The sequence below is a fragment of the Amycolatopsis xylanica genome (assembly GCF_900107045.1).
Taxonomy (GTDB): Bacteria; Actinomycetota; Actinomycetes; order Mycobacteriales; family Pseudonocardiaceae; genus Amycolatopsis; species Amycolatopsis xylanica.
Genome location: NZ_FNON01000003.1, coordinates 896,898 through 913,865, shown reverse-complemented (window position 1 = coordinate 913,865; position 16,968 = coordinate 896,898). Strand labels below are relative to the sequence as shown.

Below are 16,968 nucleotides of genomic sequence, written 5' to 3'. Positions count from 1 at the left end.
TAGAACCGGCCGGAACACTCACGACCACCTAGGGCAGGGTCCAGTTCTGGGCGTTGGTGCCGTTGCAGTCGTAGATCTGCAGCTGCGTGCCCTGCGTGGTGCTCGACCCCGGATCGTCCAGGCAGCGCCCGGATTGCGGGTTGCGCAGCGCGCCGCCGTCGCTCTCCCAGACCTGCGCCCCGGTGCCGTTGCAGTCCCACAGCTGCACCTTGGTGCCGTTGGCGGTGCCGGAGTTCGAGACGTCCATGCACTTGCCGAGCACCTGCAGCGTGCTGCCCGCGATCGTCCACTGTTGAGCGTTCGTGCCGTTGCAGGCCCAGATCTGGATCTTGGTCCCGTTGGCGGTGCCCGAGTTGTTGTCGTCGACGCACAGATCGGGCGACACCCCGGACACGATCGGCCCGACCCCCGCGCTCGTCCCGACCCGCCAGCCGAACGACGTGAAGCCCGACGCGCCCGTCCCGTCCGACGCCGAGACCACCACGCTGAACCGGCCCGCGGCCGACGTGGTCCCCGAAATCAGGCCGGACGAGCTGATCGACAGCCCGGCGGGGAGCCCGGTCGCGCTGAAGGTCAGCGTCTGGCCGGGTGCCGAGTCCTTCGCGGCGATCTGGAGGTTGACCGCCGCGCCGACATCCGACGCCTGGTCACCCGGGCTCGTCACGGTCACGACATTGGCGCTGCCGCCGTACGAAGGCGGAGCCGCCGACGGCGCGCTCGCCCAGGACGTGTTGGCGGTCGTGCCCAGGTTGAACGTCATCGTGCCGCCGCCGGTGATCGCCGCCTTGGGGAGATAGGCGTTGTTCCACGCGGCGCCGTTCCAGCTCGCGCTCTGCACGTACGGCGCGTTGGTGGCGGCCGAGGGCGCGTTGATCGTCAGCGTGTTGCCGGTCGGCAGGGTGATGACCGCCTGGGTGAACAGCGGGCTGCCCAGCGCGAGGTCCGCGGTGCCCGGCGTCTCCGGGTACATGCCGAGAGCGGAGAACACGTACCAGGCGCTCATCTCGCCGAGGTCGTCGTTCCCGGCGAGCCCGCCCGGTGTGTCGGTCCAGATCTGGTTCTGGATCTTCCGTACCACCTGCTGTGTCTTGTACGGCTGGCCGACGTAGTCGTACTCCCACGGCAAGTACAGGCTCGGCTCGTTGCCCATGTCGGACCGGCTGCCGCCCGCGCCGTCGAACGAGGTCAGCACACTGTCCAAATAGGAGATCATCGCCGCGGTGCCGCCCTTGGCCGCCGCCAGGCCCGCGACGTTGAACGGGACCATCCCGGTGTACTGCCAGGACGAGCCTTCCACGAAGTTGCTGCCGCTGCTGGGATTGAAGCCGGCCGCCCATGCCCCGTTGAGCAGCCTGGGCTGCATGAACCCGCTGGCCGGGTTGAACGTGTTGCGCCAGTTCTGGGCCTTGGTGGCGAACTTGTTCTGGTTCGCCGTGTCGCCGAGCGCGCCCGCGAACGCGGACAAAGCGAAGTCCGCGCTGTCGTATTCGAGTTGCGTGGCGACGGGTCCGTAGAAGTTGCAGCACCCGTAGGAACCGTTGCTGGGCAGGTAACCGTGGCTCGTCAGGTAGTTCAGCCCCGGCCGGATGTTGTTGGTGGTGCTGGCTTCCTTGACCATCGCGGCGAGCGCGGCGGTGGTGTCGAAGTCACGCGCGCCGAACGCGTGATAGCTCGCGATGATCGCGGTGCCCGGATCGCCGACCATCACGTAGCTCTCGCCGTTGTTCTGCGCCCATTTCGGGAGCATGCCGCTGTGCGCGTAGTCGTTGACCATGGACTGCGCGGCGTCACTGGACTCGTGCGGCGCGACGAGCGCGGATAGTTGCGCTTGCGTCCGATAGGTGTCCCAGCCGGAGAAGTTCGCGTACTGCGCGTGTCCACTGGGGACGGTGTGGATCTGTTTGTCGAAGCCGATGTACTGGCCATTGGTGTCGGAGAAGACGTTGGGGTGCAGCAACGCGTGATACAGCGCGGTGTAGAAGACGCGTTGCTGGGCGGCGGTTCCCCCGGTGATCTGGATCCGGCCGAGCAGCGCGTTCCACGCGGTGTGGGTGGCCTGCCGGGTCGCGGCGAAGTTCCAGTTCGGGTTCTCGGCGACACGGTTCGCGACCGCGTTGGCCTTGGAGACATAGGAAATGCCGACCTTCGCCTGCACGACCTGGTTGGCCGTGGTGTTGAAGGTGACGTACCCGGCGTTCGGGCCCGCGGTGCTGCCGCTGGACACGAACGGCTGGTCGAAGACCATGTCGAAGTAGACGGTGTAGGTGTTGCCCGCGCCGCAGAAATGCCCCGAAGTGACCGAACCGGACACCTCGGTGGTGCTCACGACCTGCCAGCTGGTGCCGAACGTGCCGTTCTGGCTGCCGTTGAGCTTGAAGATCAGGTTGGCGTTCGTGGTGGCGGGGAAGGTGAACCGGCCCATGCCCGACCGGGTCGTCGCCGTCAGCTCGGTCTTGATGCCGGAGTTCAGGCCGACCGAGTAGTACCCGGCGTCGGCGGATTCGCCGCTGTGCGCGAACCCGGCGGTCGCGCCGGTGTTGATCGAGCCGGTGGTCGGCATGATCGGGACGTCCCCGTTCGCGCCGCAGCCGGGGCCGGACATATGGGTCAAACTGAACCCGGTGATGCTCGAATCCTTGTAGTCGTACCCGCCGCCGTCGGGACGGCTCGGGGTGTCCGGGCTCCACTGGACCATGCCGAACGGCGCGTCGGCGCCGGGGAAGTCGTCGGCGAGGTTCGTGGTGCCGATGAAGGGATTCACCACGGACGCCGGATCGGCGACGGCGGCGGCGCTCGCCGTGGCGGGGGTGAGCACGCCGAGGGCGAGTACCGCCACGGCGAGTGTGCGCGACAGGGATGAGGCCATTTCGTTCGCCCTTCACCTGGGTGGGGTCAACCAGGGGAATCCCTGTGGCACAAGGGAGTCAAGGTGCTCCGGGTAAGCCTGTCGGCTTTCGGACAACGATGTCATGCCAACGGGGGAGATCGAACGATGTGATGGGTCGAAAGGACCCCGGGATAAAGCGGGCTTTACTCCGCCGCGGAGTAAAGCCCGCTTTATCCCGTCGGTCAGTTGTTGTTGATGAAGGTGCGGGCCAGCTGTTCGCCGGTCGTGGTCGCCTTGGCGTGGTCCTCGATGGGGGAGATCTTGGAGTTCTTGAAGTAGATGTAGGTGACACCGGAGTCGGTGCCGCCGTTGCTGGGGTCGGGGTTGATGCCGAGCGCCTTGGCCGTGGCGTACGAGGCCTCGCCGATGATCGAACTCGGCCCGGTGTCGCCGACGACCGCGTAGAGCACTTGGTTGTTGTAGATCACCGCGACCACGCCGCCGCCCTGGATGCCGAACTTCGTGTAGTCCCAGGTGCTGCTGGAGCTGGGCACGACCACGTACGGCAGCGTCGCCGCGTTGAGCGGCTTGCCGTCGGACTGGTGGAACGCGGTGTCCGGCTGGAAGCAGCAGTCGGTGTTCTCGTTGCACTGCGTGGTGCGCTGGCCGTCGCAGTCGATGTCCATGTCGGCCTTGTAGAACACGGCGCCGTTCTTCCCGCACACCGGGATCGTCCTGCCGGTCTCGCTGTCCGTTTTGTACAGGCCGTTGGAGATCTGGCTGCAGGAGGTGACTTTCGCGAGCAGCTCGGCCGCGGTCGGCGCGCCCGTGCCCGGCGGGCCGGGATCGCCCGCGTCGGTGACGGTGAGCTCGTCGACGTTCGGGCCGCCGTTGGCCGTGGTGGCGGTGGCGCGCACGGTGTGCGTGCCCGCGGTCAGCGTGGCGGTGACGGAGGCGGTGGTCCAGGTCGTCCAGGCGCCGGTGCCCGCGAAGGACGGGGTCGCGGCGGTGGCGCCGTCGATCGCGATCGTCATCGGACGGCTGGTCGTGGTGCCGTTCGCGTACCGGAACACCAGTGAGGTGCTGCCCGCGGCGACGGTGATCGACCACTGGACCGCGGAGCCGACCGCGTTGTCGTAGTTGACGAAGCCGGTGCCGGTGAAGCCGGCGTGGTTGGCCTCGACGACACCGTTGGCGATGGTGGCGTTCTCGGCCTGGTAGGTGGTCGTCGCCGCGATCGCGGGTGCGGACGGTAGTACGAGATAGCTGCCGGCAATCGCGATCGCCATGGCGGCGACCCGGAATCTGCGCATATCAGCCTCCGTCGGTTAGGAAACTTTACTAACGAACCAAAACGGTAGGTTCGGGTCACGCTGTGCGTCAATACCGCACCGATGATCCTTTGTGGAAACGGATTTCGGAGGACAATTCAGGACACGGGTGACTTGTCTTCCCCGCGCGGCGGTTTCGTAGTTAGCTGCGATCATGGCGTTGACGGCAGTGGAGCTCGCGGAAGCGGTGCGTGCGAAGGAAAACGACCCGGTCGAGGTCACCAAGGAGACACTGGCGCGGATAGCGGCGGCGGACGGACTGGTCGGCGCGTTCCGCAAAGTGCGCGCCGAAGAGGCGCTCGCCGAGGCCGCCTTGCTCGCTCAGCGGGACGATTTGGGTGATTTACCGCTGGCCGGTGTGCCGGTCGCGGTCAAGGACGTTTCCGAAATAGGCGGCGAATACGTCGAATGGGGCTCGGCGGCCGGTGGCCGCGAACCCGCGCCTGCCGACGACGTGATCGTCCGCCGCCTCCGTCGTGCCGGTGCGGTGATCGTCGGCATCACGCGCGTGCCCGAGCTGTGCATCTGGCCGTTCAGCGACACCGCGGACGGTGTCGCCCGCAACCCATGGGACCCCTCGCGCACCTCCGGCGGCTCGTCCGGCGGCAGCGCGGCCGCGGTGGCGGCCGGCCTGGTCCCGATCGCGCACGGCAGCGACGGCCTCGGCTCGATCCGCCTGCCCGCAGCGATGTGCGGCCTCGTCGGCGTCAAACCCGGCTACGGCGTGATCTCCACACCCGGCGACGCGGGCTGGTTCGGCATGTCCACCCACGGCCCGCTCGCCACCACGGTCGCCGACGCGGCCCTGCTGCTCTCGGTGCTCGCCGACGACCCGCTGCTGGCCGAGGTCAAGCCACCCCGCGACCTCCGGATCGCTTTGTCGACGCGCGTTCCACTGACCCGTGCCCCGGTCCCGCGCCAGCTCACGGCCCCGGTAGACGAGATCGGCACGCTGCTTTCCGCCGCGGGCCACACTGTCGAACACGCGACCCCGCGCTACGGCGCCGCGGCGGTCGGCGGCATCCTCGCACGCTGGTTCGCAGGCCCGCATCTGCAAGCCCACGACTTCGACCCGGCCAAGCTCCAGCCCCGCACCCGCACCCACCTGCGCCTCGGCCGCGCGCTGGTCCGCGCGGGCCGCATCCGCGACGACACCAAGTTCAACTGGCTCACCCGCGCGGAGGAGTTCTTCGCCGCCCACGACATCCTCGTCACCCCGACGCTCGCGACCCTCCCGCCCCGCGCCCGCCGCTGGCACGAGCAGACCTGGCTCGCCAACGCGATCCCGGCGATGCGCCTGGCCCCCTTCGCGGGCCTGTGGAACCTGGCAGGCTACCCGGCGATGTCCATCCCGGCGGGCCGCCACTCCTCGGGCTTGCCACTGGGCGTGCAACTCGTGGCCGCCCCCGGCGGCGAAGCCCGCCTGCTCGGCGTCGCCGCGCAGATCGAGTCACGCAAACCCTGGCCCCGCACCCAAGACTCCTAGCGAGGCCCGTCCCGAACTCGGAGCGAGTGGAGGAATCTGGACGTTGAGCGGCCAGATTCCTCCACTCGCTCCGAGTTCGCGGGTTTGCCAGGGGAGCCGCAGCGCCGCATTCGGCTACCTGCGGCGATAACCACCCGTCAGCACCCCGAAACTGTCGGTGCCCCTGGGTAACGTTGATCCAGGGGACCTTCGTCCCCCTTGGGGTCCCTGGGGACCCCCCCAAATCAAAGGTACGGCTGGGGTCCGACAGTTTCGGGCGTGCCTCGATGGGGGCTTGAGGGTGGGCTTGGGGTTACGCGGTGGGGGTGCGACCGACTTGATCGCTGGGCGAGGGGAAACCCTGCTGCATCTGACGGAGCAGGGTTTCCCCTCGCGACCGAGTGAGCCGTGACTGCGCGGGTGGCGTGTGCGTTTCGGGCCGCCCAGCGGCTCAAAACGCGCACGCCAAGCGCGAGGCCCGGGCATGCGAAAGCCGTTTCCCGGACGCATCAACTCCAGAAAACGGCTTTTCGCGAAAGAGCTACGCCTTGGCGGGCTCGGGAGCGGGCTTGTGCCCGTTCGCCTTGGGTTCCGGGGACGGCTTCGACTTGTCAGTGGCGGCGGGAGCGGCGGCGGCCTGCTTGACCGGCTCGGCGCCGACGAGCTTCGAGGCGGCCGCGATGGACGACTCTTCCTTCAACGGCTGCAGCGCCGCTTCGCTCTGCTTGAGCACCTCGTCGGCTTCGCGCAGGCTCGCGCGCGCCTTTTCGCGGAGCTCGGCCAGGCGCTCGACCTTGCGTGCGGCGGCGTTGGTCGTCTGCGCGGCCGAGGTGGTCGCCTCGTCGATGCGGCGCTTGGCTTCCGCGGTGGCCTCGTCGACGCGGCGCTTCGCTTCGGCCGTGGCCTCCGCGATGCGGCGCTCGGCCTGGTTCTTGCTCGCCGTGCTCTGATCGGCGATGTGCTTTTCGAGCGCAGCGCGCTGCGCGGCCATCGAGGCCTCGAACTCGGCCTCGATCTTGCGGCGCTTCGCCTCGGCGGCCTTGTCCAGCTCCTCACGGCGCTCCGCCGCCTCGAGGGTGAGCTTCTTGACCTCGGCGCGGGTGCTGGCCAGCGCCGCCTCGTGCTCGCCGTGCAACGCGTCCGCGTGCACCTCGAGCGCCTCGACCAGCTTGGTGTAGCGGTCGCGGAGCTTGGTCGAGGCCTGCGTCGACTCGGCCCAGGTCTTCTCCGCCGCGGCCTGCGCGCGGTTGGTGATCTCCTCGGCGCGCGCCTGCGCGAGCTGCACGGTGCGCTGCATGCGCTCGTCGAGATCTTCGAGCCGCTCCGGCGGCTTCATGAGCTCGTCGATGCGGGAAGTCGCCTTGGCCAATTCACGTCTGGCGTTTTCCAGCTCGCGCGACAAAGTGCTCGCCTGCGCCATCGCGGCATCCCGATCGGTGACGATCCGCCGCAGATGCGCTTCGAGATGATCCAGGTACTGACGGACCTCGTTCCGGTCGAATCCTTGCCACGCGTGTGCGTATTCGCGGCGTAGCGGAAGCAGGCCGTTGTCGCGCTCGGAAACCATGGCGACGACGGTACCTGCGCACCCGCTGTTATCGGCCACAGGTATGGGTAAATAGGACCCGGTTTTCACCCGCTCCAGTAAGCCGTCGCCTGTTCGGCCGCATCTTCATCGCTCTGTGTTACTTAGATCACCAGTGGAAGCCGCGGCTCAGCCTGGCGAGCGCCTGCGCCGCCTTCGACAGATGCATTTCGCCACGCCCGATCTTCAGCCCGCCGCTGCCACCCGCCGCCGCGGAGTCGGGGAAGATGCGGAAACCCTGATATGCCACCGCATCCGTGAGACCCGGCGTCAGCGTGTACGCGAGACCGATGGCCTGGCCCGCCGGCGTGCCGATGTGCTTGGGCCGGTCCTTGAGCGCCTTGAGCACCATGTCCGCCGCCTGGTCCGGCGACTTCGTCGGGAACGCGTCGTAGATCTTCGTCGGGCGGATCATCGGCGTGCGCACCAGTGGCATGTGGATCGTGGTGAACGTGATGCCGTCGCCATGCGTTTCGGTCGCCGCGATCCGCGAGAAGTAGTCGAGCGCGGCTTTCGAAGCGGCGTAAGCGGAAAAGCGCGGCGCGATGCCCTGCACGCCGATCGACGAGACGTTCACGATGTGCCCGAACTTGCGCTCGGACATATGCGGCAGCACCGCCAGAATGAGCCGCACCGCGCCGAAGTAGTTGATGGCCATCGCGCGCTCGTAGTCGTGGAAACGGTCGTACGAAAGCTTGATCGACCGGCGGATCGAGCGGCCCGCGTTGTTCACCAGCATGTCGATCCGGCCGTGCTCGGCGAGCATGGCGTCGACCGCCTTGTGCACCGACTCCTCGTCGGTCAGGTCGGCCGGGTAGACCGACGCGTGCCCGCCCGCGGCGATGATCTCGTCGCGCACCTCCTCCAGCTCGTGCTGGCGGCGGGCGACGAGCAGCGGGATCCCGCCCTCCGCGGCGACCTTCAGCGCGGTCGCGCGGCCGATGCCGGACGAAGCGCCGGTGATGATCACGCGGCGGCCGTCGAGCTCACCGCGCGGGCCGTGCTTGCGCGCGCGGAACGGGTCGAGGTGCTCACGCCAGTAGCGCCAGAGCGTCGCGGCGTAGTCCTCGATGCGCGGGACCTCGACGTCCGTGCCCGCCAGCGCCTTGCGCGTCGCGCTCGACGAGAACACCGAGGGGAACGACATGGTCTCCAGCAGCACCGGCGGGATGCCGAGCCGTTCGAGCACGGCGTCGCGCGCGATGGTGAAGCCGGGGATGTGCTCGCTCAGCTTCACCAGCGAGACGATGCCCTTGGACACGCCTTCGTTGAGCTGGCCGCTGATCGTCGGTGCGCCCGCGGCCTTCGCGAAGGCGTTGTACACCGACACGACCGGCTGCGGCTCCGGGTTGACCAGATGGAACGTGCGGCCGTCGAGACCGTCCTTGTTCACCAGCGCGAGCAGCGCCTTGGCCACGTAGTCGACCGGGACGACGTTCGTGTCGCCGAGGTCGGGCCCGACGAGCGGCACGTTCGGCAGCGCCGCGAGCCTGCTGATCGCGGGGAAGAGGTAGTAGGGGCCGTCGATCTTGTCCATCTCGCCGGACTGCGAGTTCCCGAGCACGATCGCCGGGCGGTAGACCCGCCATGGCACCTCGTGCTGCTCGCGGACGAGCTTCTCGGCCTCGAACTTGGTGCGGTGATACGGGGTGACCAGGCGCTGGCCGACGTCGAAGGCGTCCTCGGAGTACATGCCCTCGTGGTCACCGGCGACGGCGACCGACGAGATGTGGTGCAGCACGCCCGCGCGCAGGTCGGCGGCGAGGTCGATGACGTGCTGGGTGCCCTCGACATTGGCCTTGATGCTGGTCTCGTCGTCGGCCTCGATGTCGTAGAGGGCGGCGAGGTGCACGATGTGGTCGACGTTCCCGCGCAGGTCTTCGCGGGCGTCTTCGCTCACGCCGAGCAGCGGCTCGTTGAGGTCGCCGATGACGAGCTGGACGCGCTCGGGGTGCGGCCACTGGTTCGTCAGCTTCGCCAGCTTGTCCTGGGAGGACGCCCTGACGACGAGCGAGACCTTGTCGACGTCTTCCCTGGCGAGCAGCAGCTGGGTGAAGTGGCGCCCGATCAGTCCGGTCGCGCCGGTCACCAGATAAGTCGCCATGTCGCTCGCCTTCCGCCGCACTGCCCAGGTCCCTAGGGCATTCTGCTGCATAAGGCCTAGCGTGACCACACCGCTACGGGGTTAAGTTACTCACGGGTTTACTAATAGGGGGATGATCGGCGCCGCCGCCACGCGACATACGGTATGTGCGGGACGGGCGGTGTCCGATATGAGTAAAGTCGGCTTTACTCGACGGGAACTGCGGGGCCCTCCCCTTCGTTGTCCCGATGCAGGTGCCAGGAGATCCAGGAGGATCAGGTGCGTTCCACAAGCAATCCGGCGTTCCGCAACTTGCCGCGAGGCAATGTGGGGTACGGCCAATACGGGCCCAACACGGGCTTCAACCAGCCAGAGGGCGGCTTCCCCGGCTATGCCCCGGCCCCGACCGACCGCGGTGACGACCGGCCGATGACCGTCGACGACGTCGTCGTCAAGACCGGCATCAGCCTCGGCGTTGCGCTGGTCGCGGGCGTCATCACCGCGATCTGGGCGCAGACCCAGCTGATCACCAACGCCTTCGGCAAGGTGACCGGCTTCACCGGCGCGCTGATCGGCGTCGGGATCGCCGGGCTGATCGTCGGCCTGGTGCTGTCGCTGATCATCTCGTTCGGCCAGAAGGCGAGCGGCCCGCTCACGCTGGCGTACTCCGCCGCGGAAGGTGTGTTCCTCGGCGCGCTCACGGGTGTGCTCGAGTACTTCCTGCCCGGAATCGCGCTGCAGGCCATCCTCGGTACGGCGGGTGTCTTCGTCGCGATGCTGGTGGTCTACAAGACCGGCGCGGTCAAGGTGACCCCGAAGCTGACCAAGTGGATCATCGGCGCGGTCGTCGGTGTGCTGATCCTTTCGCTGCTGAACCTGGTCCTCTGGGCCTTCGGCGTCGACATGGGCATCCGCTCCGGTGGCACGCTGTCGATCGTCTTCAGCCTGGTCGTCATCGGCATCGCCGCGTTCTGCTTCCTGCTCGACTTCGACATGGCCGACAAGATGATCCGCGAGGGTCTTCCGGCCAAGTGGGCCTGGTATGCCGCCTTCGGGCTCATGACCACCCTGGTCTGGCTGTACCTCGAGATCCTGCGTCTGCTGTCCTACCTCAACAGCGACTGATCTCCAGCGCTCCGAAAGCCCCCGCCGGGTCCGCCCGGCGGGGGCTTTCCGCATCCGGGGGTCGTGAGTGTTCCGGCCGGTTAGAACCGGCAACGCCACTCACGACCCCCTCAGGGTTGAAGGCGGGCTTGAGCCTTTGTGGACGGTCCGTGACCGGGCGTGTGTCGCCCGTAGGTGTTTCGCCTCAACGAGTGGCCCGCGAAGGGGAGACGCGCTCCGCCGTGTTCAATGTCGCTCGACAAACACTTCTTTAACTTCGTGAGGTCATAGTGAGCGTTCCTCCTCCGCCGGCTCCGGGTCAGCAGCCGGTCGGACAGCCGGGTCCGTACGGTCCGCCACCGGTGGGCGCGCCCGCCCCGTTCGGCGCGGGCCCGGCAGGGCAGCCGCCCAAGAAGCGCCGCCTCTTCCTGAAGATCGGCCTGCCGATCCTGATCGTCGTCGTGCTCGGCGCGATCGGCGTCGGTGTCGTCATCTTCCAGGCGCTCAAGGACTCGCCGTTCACGGCGCAGGCCGGTGACTGCATGAACATCACGGAGTTCAAGCAGATCGACGCCAGCAACATGCCGAAGCAGATCGGCTGCGACGACCCGACGGCCAACGTCAAGGTGGCCGTCCGCCTCGACAGCAGCACCGCGCAGTGCCCCGGGCAGGGCTACGAGGAGCTGACGCTGCTCAAGCCGTCGGCCAAGCTGTGCATGATCATCAACGTCAAGACCGGTGACTGCGTCGCGAACTTCGGCACCGGCGACAAGGGCTACAAGAAGGTCGCCTGCACCGACCCCACCGCCGAGGTGGAGTTCGTGAAGGTCGAGTCCGCCGTCAACGAGAACGTCTGCGAGGGCACGGAAGGCGACAAGTACGTCACCTACCCGACTCCGCCGACTTCGCTGTGCTGGAAAGCGGCGAGCAAGTAGAACCACCGGAAAGCGGGCGTCCAGAAAAAGCGGGCGCCCGCTTTTTCGTGCCCGCGAGACGTCCCATTCCACGGGAGCCGTCGCACTCCTTGAGACGAGCTGCGACCAGGGGATTCGCGACCCTAACCTTGATCGTCCCACTTCGCCGATCAAGACCTGGAGTCCTGGTGGCCGCGACGACCGAAATCCCCTCAGAGAACACAAAACTACTAGATTTCCCGACCTCGTGCGCCGCTCCGGTGCCCAAGCCGGAGGACCCCGTCAAAGTCGTGCCTTTGGCCGTCGCCGTCGTGGTCTCCATCGGCTTGGACTGGTTCGTCTGGGCGAGTTACGGACCCAAATTCGGGGTGCTGCTCCTGCTCGGGCTGGGCCTCGGGCTCGCGTTGTTCCACTCCCGGTTCGGCTTCACTTCCGCGTGGCGGCAGCTGATCGCGGTCGGCAACGGGCAGGGCCTGCGGGCGCACACCCTGCTGCTCGGCACGGCCGCGACGCTGATCGCGCTGATCGCGGGCACCGGCGCCGGGTTGTTCGGCAGCAAGCCGACACCGGTGACGAACGTCGGCCCGATCGGGCTCGCGCTGTTCGTCGGGGCACTGCTGTTCGCGATCGGCATGCAGCTCGGCGGGGCGTGCGCGTCGGGGACGCTCTTCGCGGTCGGCTCGGGGCAGTCGACGATCGTGCTGACATTGGGCGGGTTCATCACCGGCTCGGTGCTCTACACCTACGCGTACCCGCTGCTCAAGAACTGGCCGCAGGTCAAGGGCGTGCTGCTGGCCGACCACGTCGGCTGGTTCGGCTCGTGGGCGATCACCATCGCCGTGCTGGTCGGGATCGTGTTCGTCACCAAGGCCGTGCAGAAGCGCCGCGTGCCGCCGCCGACCGACGTCGTGCCGACCGCCAAGGGCGCCGCGCGGATCATTCGCGGCTCGTGGCCGATCCTCGTCGGCGCCGTGGTGCTCGGCGTGCTGGCTGGCGCGGTCTACCTGGTCTCCGGCGGGATCTGGGGCATCACCAGCGCGTTCTCCTTGTGGGGCGCGAAGATCCTGCAGCTGTTCGGGCTGCATCCCGAGACCTGGGAGTTCTGGCGGATCAAGGCCAACGCCGCGTCGCTGTCCACCACCATCTGGAAGGACAAGAACAGCCTCACCGACATCGGCATCGTGCTCGGCGCGGGAGCGGCGGCCGCGGCGGCGGGCGCGTGGAAGATCCACAGTTCGATTCCGTGGCGCACCGCGCTGGCCGCCGTGCTCGGCGGGATCCTGATGGGCGTCGGCGCGCGGCTGGCGGGCGGCTGCAACATCGGCGCGTACCTCGGCGGGATCTCCGTCGGCAGCCTGCACGGCTGGTTGTGGGGGATCTTCGCGCTCGGCGGCACCTGGATCGGGCTGAAGCTGCGGCCACTGTTCGGCTTGGGCAACCCGGCGCCCACGGACAGCATCTGCTGAGTCACGCTGCGAACGCGGGCTTGCCCGAAAGTGCCGGCCCGCGTTCGTTCTCCGAGAATTCGTTGGCGTCTGCAAGCAGTTTCTGGTTACTGTGGGTGCACATCCTTCATGGGGGCTCTCAGTAATTCGTGGTGCGGTCCGCCGCGCCCGCAGGATTGGACGTGCATGTCTTCCGAATGGCCGGATAACGACAAACTCGACGCGGGCGTGCTCAAGGTCGCCGGCGTCGTGGTCCTAGGGGCCATCATGGCCATTCTGGACACGACTGTGGTGAACGTCGCACTACAGAAGCTGACCCTGGAGTTCCAGACCTCGTTCGACACCATCCAGTGGGTCGCGACGGGCTACATGCTCGCGCTCGCCACGGTCATCCCGGTCACCGGCTGGGCGTCCGACCGCTTCGGCACCAAACGCCTTTACATGATCGCGATCGCGTTGTTCCTCGTCGGCTCGATGCTCGCGGGGCTGTCCTGGAACGTCGAGTCGTTGATCATCTTCCGTGTGCTGCAAGGCTTCGGCGGCGGCATGCTGATGCCGGCGGGCATGACGATCATGACCAGGGCGGCCGGACCGCAGCGGGTCGGCCGCGTGATGGCCGTGCTCGGCGTGCCGATGCTGCTCGGCCCGATCGGCGGCCCGATCCTCGGCGGTTACCTCGTCGACGCGGTGAGCTGGCGCTGGATCTTTTACATCAACGTCCCGATCGGCATCATCACCATCCTGCTGGCGTGGCGGTTGCTGCCGAAGGACGCCCCGGAGCCCGCTGAGCGCTTCGACTTCTGGGGCATGTTGATGGTCTCGCCGGGTCTCGCGGCGCTGCTCTATGGCGTCTCGAACGTCCCCGCGGCGGGTGGCGTCGGCTCCGTCGACGTCTGGCTGCCCGGGCTCGCGGGCATCGTGTTGCTGGTCGCCTTCGTGCTCCGCACGCTGAAGGTGCCGAACCCGCTGATGGACCTGAAGCTGTTCACCAACCGGACGTTCGCGGTCTCGATGGCGACCATGTCGCTGTTCTGCGTCGCCTTCTTCGGCGCGATGCTGCTGCTGCCGACGTACTTCCTGCTGGTGCGCGGCGAATCGGCGCTCACGGCCGGGCTCCTGCTCGCCCCGCAGGGCATCGGCGCGATGCTGACCATGCCGGTCGGCGGCCAGCTCGCCGACCGGATCGGCGTCCGCAAGATCGTGTTGCCGGGCATCGTGCTGATGCTCGCGGGCCTGATCGCCTTCACCCAGGTCAGCGCGACCACGCCGTACTGGCAGCTGATGGCCGCGCTGTTCGTCATGGGCCTCGGCATGGGCTGCACGATGATGCCGATCACCACGGCTGCGCTGCAGACGCTCACCCCGGCCGACATGGCGCGGGCGTCGACCGCGACGAACATCGTCCAGCAGACGGCGGGTGCCATCGGCTCGGCGGTCATGTCGATCATCCTGGCGGCGCTGCTCGCCGGGAAGTTCGAGGTGCCCACCAGCCAGGGCCAGCTGGCCGCGACCGCCGCGATCATGAACCCGCAGACCCACGCGGTCGCGACGGGACTGGCCGCGGACGCGTTCGGCACCACGTTCCTGTGGTCGCTCGTGCTGCTCGCGCTCTGCGCGGTGCCCGCGCTGCTGCTCCCGGCCAAGCGTCCCTCGCTGCCCGAGGGCCACGAGGCGCCCCAGCCCGTGGTCATGCACTGACCCGTTGAAAGCCCGAAAGCCACTTTCGTCAGATCCGATCTGACGAAAGTGGCTTTCGGGCTTTTACGACCAGGTTTTGGCTAGCTGAGGCGCTCGATGACCATGGCCATGCCCTGGCCGCCGCCGACGCACATGGTCTCCAGGCCGAACTGCTTGTCGTGGTGCTGCAGCGAGTTGATCAGCGTGGAGGTGATCCGCGCGCCGGTCATGCCGAACGGGTGGCCGACCGCGATCGCGCCGCCGTTGACGTTCAGCCGGTCGATGTCGATCCCGAGGTCCTTGTACGACGGGATGACCTGCGCCGCGAACGCCTCGTTGATCTCGACCAGGTCGATGTCGCCGATGCCCAGGCCCGCGCGGGCCAGCGCGCGCTTGGACGCCTCGACCGGCCCGTAGCCCATGATCTCCGGCGACAGCCCGGAAACACCGGTGGAGACGACGCGGGCCAGCGGCGTGATGCCGAGCTCGCGCGCCTTCACGTCCGACATGACGACCAGCGCCGCCGCGCCGTCGTTCAGCGCGCAGCAGTTGCCCGCGGTGATGCGGCCGTCGGGGCGGAACACCGGCTTCAGCCCGGAAACGCCTTCGAGCGTGACGCCCGCGCGCGGCCCGTCGTCCTTCGACAGCACCGTGCCGTCCGGCAGCGTCACCGGCGTGATGTCCTTGGCCCAGAAACCGTCCGCGATGGCCTTCTCGGCCAGGTTCTGCGACCGGACACCGAACTCGTCCATCTCCTCGCGCGAGACGTTCTTCAGCCGCGCCAGGTTCTCCGCGGTCTGGCCCATCGCGATGTAGACGTCGGGCAGCTGCCCGTTCTCGCGCGGGTCGGTCCAGCTGTCGGCGCCGGACTCGGCGGTCGCCTTGGTACGGGCCTCGGCGTCGGCGAACAGCGGGTTGTGCGTGTCCGGCCACGAGTCCGAGCTGCCCTTGGCGAACCGCGAGACGGTCTCGACGCCCGCGGAGATGAAGACGTCGCCCTCGCCCGCCTTGATCGCGTGCAGGGCCATCCGGGTGGTCTGCAGGCTCGACGAGCAGTAGCGGGTGACGGTGCAGCCGGGCAGGTGGTCGTAGCCGAGCTCGACGGCGACCGCGCGGCCCATGTTGAACCCGGACTCACCGCCGGGCAGGCCACAGCCGAGCATGAGGTCTTCGATCGCGGTCGGGTCCAGCTGCGGCACCTTGGCCAGCGCTGCCCGCACCATCTGCACCGTGAGGTCGTCCGGTCGCATGCCGACCAGTGAGCCCTTACCGGCGCGCCCGATCGGGGACCGCGCGGTGGCGACGATGACGGCTTCGGGCATGGCGAAACACTCCTTCGTGCTAAGCGGTTGCTCACCTCATACTTGTCCACCACGTCGCGCGGGTCAAAGGAAGACACCTCACACCACCTTCCCCGGTGGCAGAATCACCGGCTGTGGGGAGTCACTCGCACCGTGTGCTGACCATTCGCGCGATCGTGCTCTGGAGCGCCGGGCTGCTGGTAATAGCGGGCCTCGCCGCGATGCTGCTGCTCTGGCGGCTCGGCGGCGGCAGGCCGGAGGACGTCGCGCGCCTCGACGCGCTGCGCACCGCGGCGACCATCGTCGTCGGCACCGGCGGCGCGGCGGCCCTGCTGCTGTCCGCGCGGCGGCAGCGGTCGGCCGAGCTCGACCTGGCGCAGAAGGACCACGACGCCACCGAGAAACGCATCACGGAGATCTACGGCAAGGCCGCCGACCAGCTCGGCAGCGACAAGGCGCCGGTGCGGCTCGCCGGGCTCTACTCGCTCGAACGGCTGGCGCAGGACTACCAGCCGCAGCGCCAGACCATCGTCAACGTCATCTGCGCGTACCTGCGCATGCCGTTCACCCCGGACGACAAGAACGACGAAGCCCGGCAGGAACTCCAGGTCAGGCAGACCGCGGAGCGCCTGCTGCACCTGCACCTGCAGCCGGGCAAGGACGACGACAACGCCTTCTTCTGGCCGGACATCGACCTCGACCTGGTCAGCGCGACGCTGACGAAGTTCAAGCTCACGCACTGCCGGATCCGCTCGGCGGTGTTCCACGAGGCGACCTTCATCGGCGACACCCTGTTCCGCGGCACCGAGTTCACCAGCAAGGCCGACTTCAAGGGCGCGAAGTTCACCGGGGGGACCGACTTCCGCTCGGTCACCTTCTCGGGAATGGGAGAAACCTTCACCGGGGCGACTTTTGAAAACGAAGTCGACTTCGGCGAGAAAACACAAGCGAAGCTCGTCGGCGTCATTACCCGGACAGATCACGGCCATCGCCGGAAATGGCCGCAGGGTTATTCGGAACGTCCGATCCCGGACCGTCCCGGGTACGCCGAGTTGGTGCTGAACCCTTCCAGCGCAACCGAATTACCCGATAGACTGCGCCTTGAATCCAGTCCGTGAAACACCGAACCCCGAAAGGGACCACAATGGTCACCGGTTGCTTGAACCTCATCAAGCGCGACCTCGCGCTGGGTCAAGTTTCCAGGGCGGGACGGCGTTTCGGCGTGGCTGCGGCCCT

The 16,968-nt window shown here is 67.9% G+C and carries 10 protein-coding genes and 2 pseudogenes; 6 read left to right on the top strand and 6 right to left on the bottom strand.

Translation table 11 applies throughout. From position 1 onward, the window contains the following. Window positions 1-28: 28 nt before the first annotated feature. The 3 genes and pseudogenes from BLV57_RS17870 to BLV57_RS43950 form a co-directional block, all read right to left on the bottom strand. Entirely contained in the window at window positions 29-2,866 is a 2,838-nt protein-coding gene (locus tag BLV57_RS17870; RefSeq protein ID WP_091289965.1) for a lectin, read from the bottom strand. Between the two features lie 203 nt (window positions 2,867-3,069). Then, window positions 3,070-3,651: pseudogene (locus BLV57_RS43675) on the bottom strand (glycoside hydrolase family 75 protein); the annotation flags it as partial. Window positions 3,652-3,696: 45 nt separating this feature from the next. After that, window positions 3,697-4,116 (bottom strand): annotated as a pseudogene (locus BLV57_RS43950) (carbohydrate-binding protein); the annotation flags it as partial. 196 nt (window positions 4,117-4,312) lie between these two features. Between BLV57_RS43950 and BLV57_RS17860 the strand changes: the two are divergent. Next, the gene (locus BLV57_RS17860; protein WP_091289963.1) at window positions 4,313-5,644 is read left to right on the top strand and encodes an amidase family protein; all 1,332 of its coding nucleotides are present in this window, start codon (window positions 4,313-4,315) and stop codon (window positions 5,642-5,644) included. 520 nt (window positions 5,645-6,164) lie between these two features. On the opposite strand, the gene BLV57_RS17855 is transcribed toward BLV57_RS17860, so the two are convergent. Next, complete coding sequence (locus tag BLV57_RS17855; protein ID WP_091289961.1) at window positions 6,165-7,190, bottom strand: cell division protein DivIVA; 1,026 nt, start codon at window positions 7,188-7,190, stop codon at window positions 6,165-6,167. Window positions 7,191-7,317: 127 nt separating this feature from the next. Then, window positions 7,318-9,312 carry an SDR family oxidoreductase gene (locus tag BLV57_RS17850; RefSeq protein ID WP_091289959.1) on the bottom strand — a complete coding sequence of 665 codons (1,995 nt, stop codon included), beginning with the start codon at window positions 9,310-9,312 and terminating at the stop codon, window positions 7,318-7,320. 258 nt (window positions 9,313-9,570) lie between these two features. On the opposite strand from BLV57_RS17850, the gene BLV57_RS17845 reads away from it, so the two are divergent. The 4 genes from BLV57_RS17845 (at window position 9,571) to BLV57_RS17830 (ending at window position 14,452) form a co-directional block, all read left to right on the top strand. Next, window positions 9,571-10,416 (top strand): Bax inhibitor-1/YccA family protein, encoded by an 846-nt coding sequence (locus tag BLV57_RS17845; protein ID WP_091289958.1) that lies wholly within the window; start codon window positions 9,571-9,573, stop codon window positions 10,414-10,416. 341 nt (window positions 10,417-10,757) lie between these two features. Beyond that, on the top strand, window positions 10,758-11,330 hold the full coding sequence (locus tag BLV57_RS17840; protein WP_245757364.1) for an LppU/SCO3897 family protein: 573 nt from the start codon (window positions 10,758-10,760) through the stop codon (window positions 11,328-11,330). Between the two features lie 167 nt (window positions 11,331-11,497). Continuing rightward, on the top strand, window positions 11,498-12,775 hold the full coding sequence (locus BLV57_RS17835; RefSeq protein WP_091289955.1) for a YeeE/YedE family protein: 1,278 nt from the start codon (window positions 11,498-11,500) through the stop codon (window positions 12,773-12,775). A 165-nt stretch (window positions 12,776-12,940) separates the two neighbouring features. Beyond that, window positions 12,941-14,452: a DHA2 family efflux MFS transporter permease subunit gene (locus tag BLV57_RS17830; protein WP_091289953.1), complete on the top strand. Its 1,512-nt coding sequence runs from the start codon at window positions 12,941-12,943 to the stop codon at window positions 14,450-14,452. An 80-nt stretch (window positions 14,453-14,532) separates the two neighbouring features. On the opposite strand, the gene BLV57_RS17825 is transcribed toward BLV57_RS17830, so the two are convergent. Further along, window positions 14,533-15,753 carry an acetyl-CoA C-acetyltransferase gene (locus BLV57_RS17825; protein ID WP_091289951.1) on the bottom strand — a complete coding sequence of 407 codons (1,221 nt, stop codon included), beginning with the start codon at window positions 15,751-15,753 and terminating at the stop codon, window positions 14,533-14,535. Window positions 15,754-15,887: 134 nt separating this feature from the next. On the opposite strand from BLV57_RS17825, the gene BLV57_RS17820 reads away from it, so the two are divergent. Then, window positions 15,888-16,850 (top strand): pentapeptide repeat-containing protein, encoded by a 963-nt coding sequence (locus BLV57_RS17820; RefSeq protein WP_091289950.1) that lies wholly within the window; start codon window positions 15,888-15,890, stop codon window positions 16,848-16,850. Window positions 16,851-16,968: the final 118 nt, after the last annotated feature.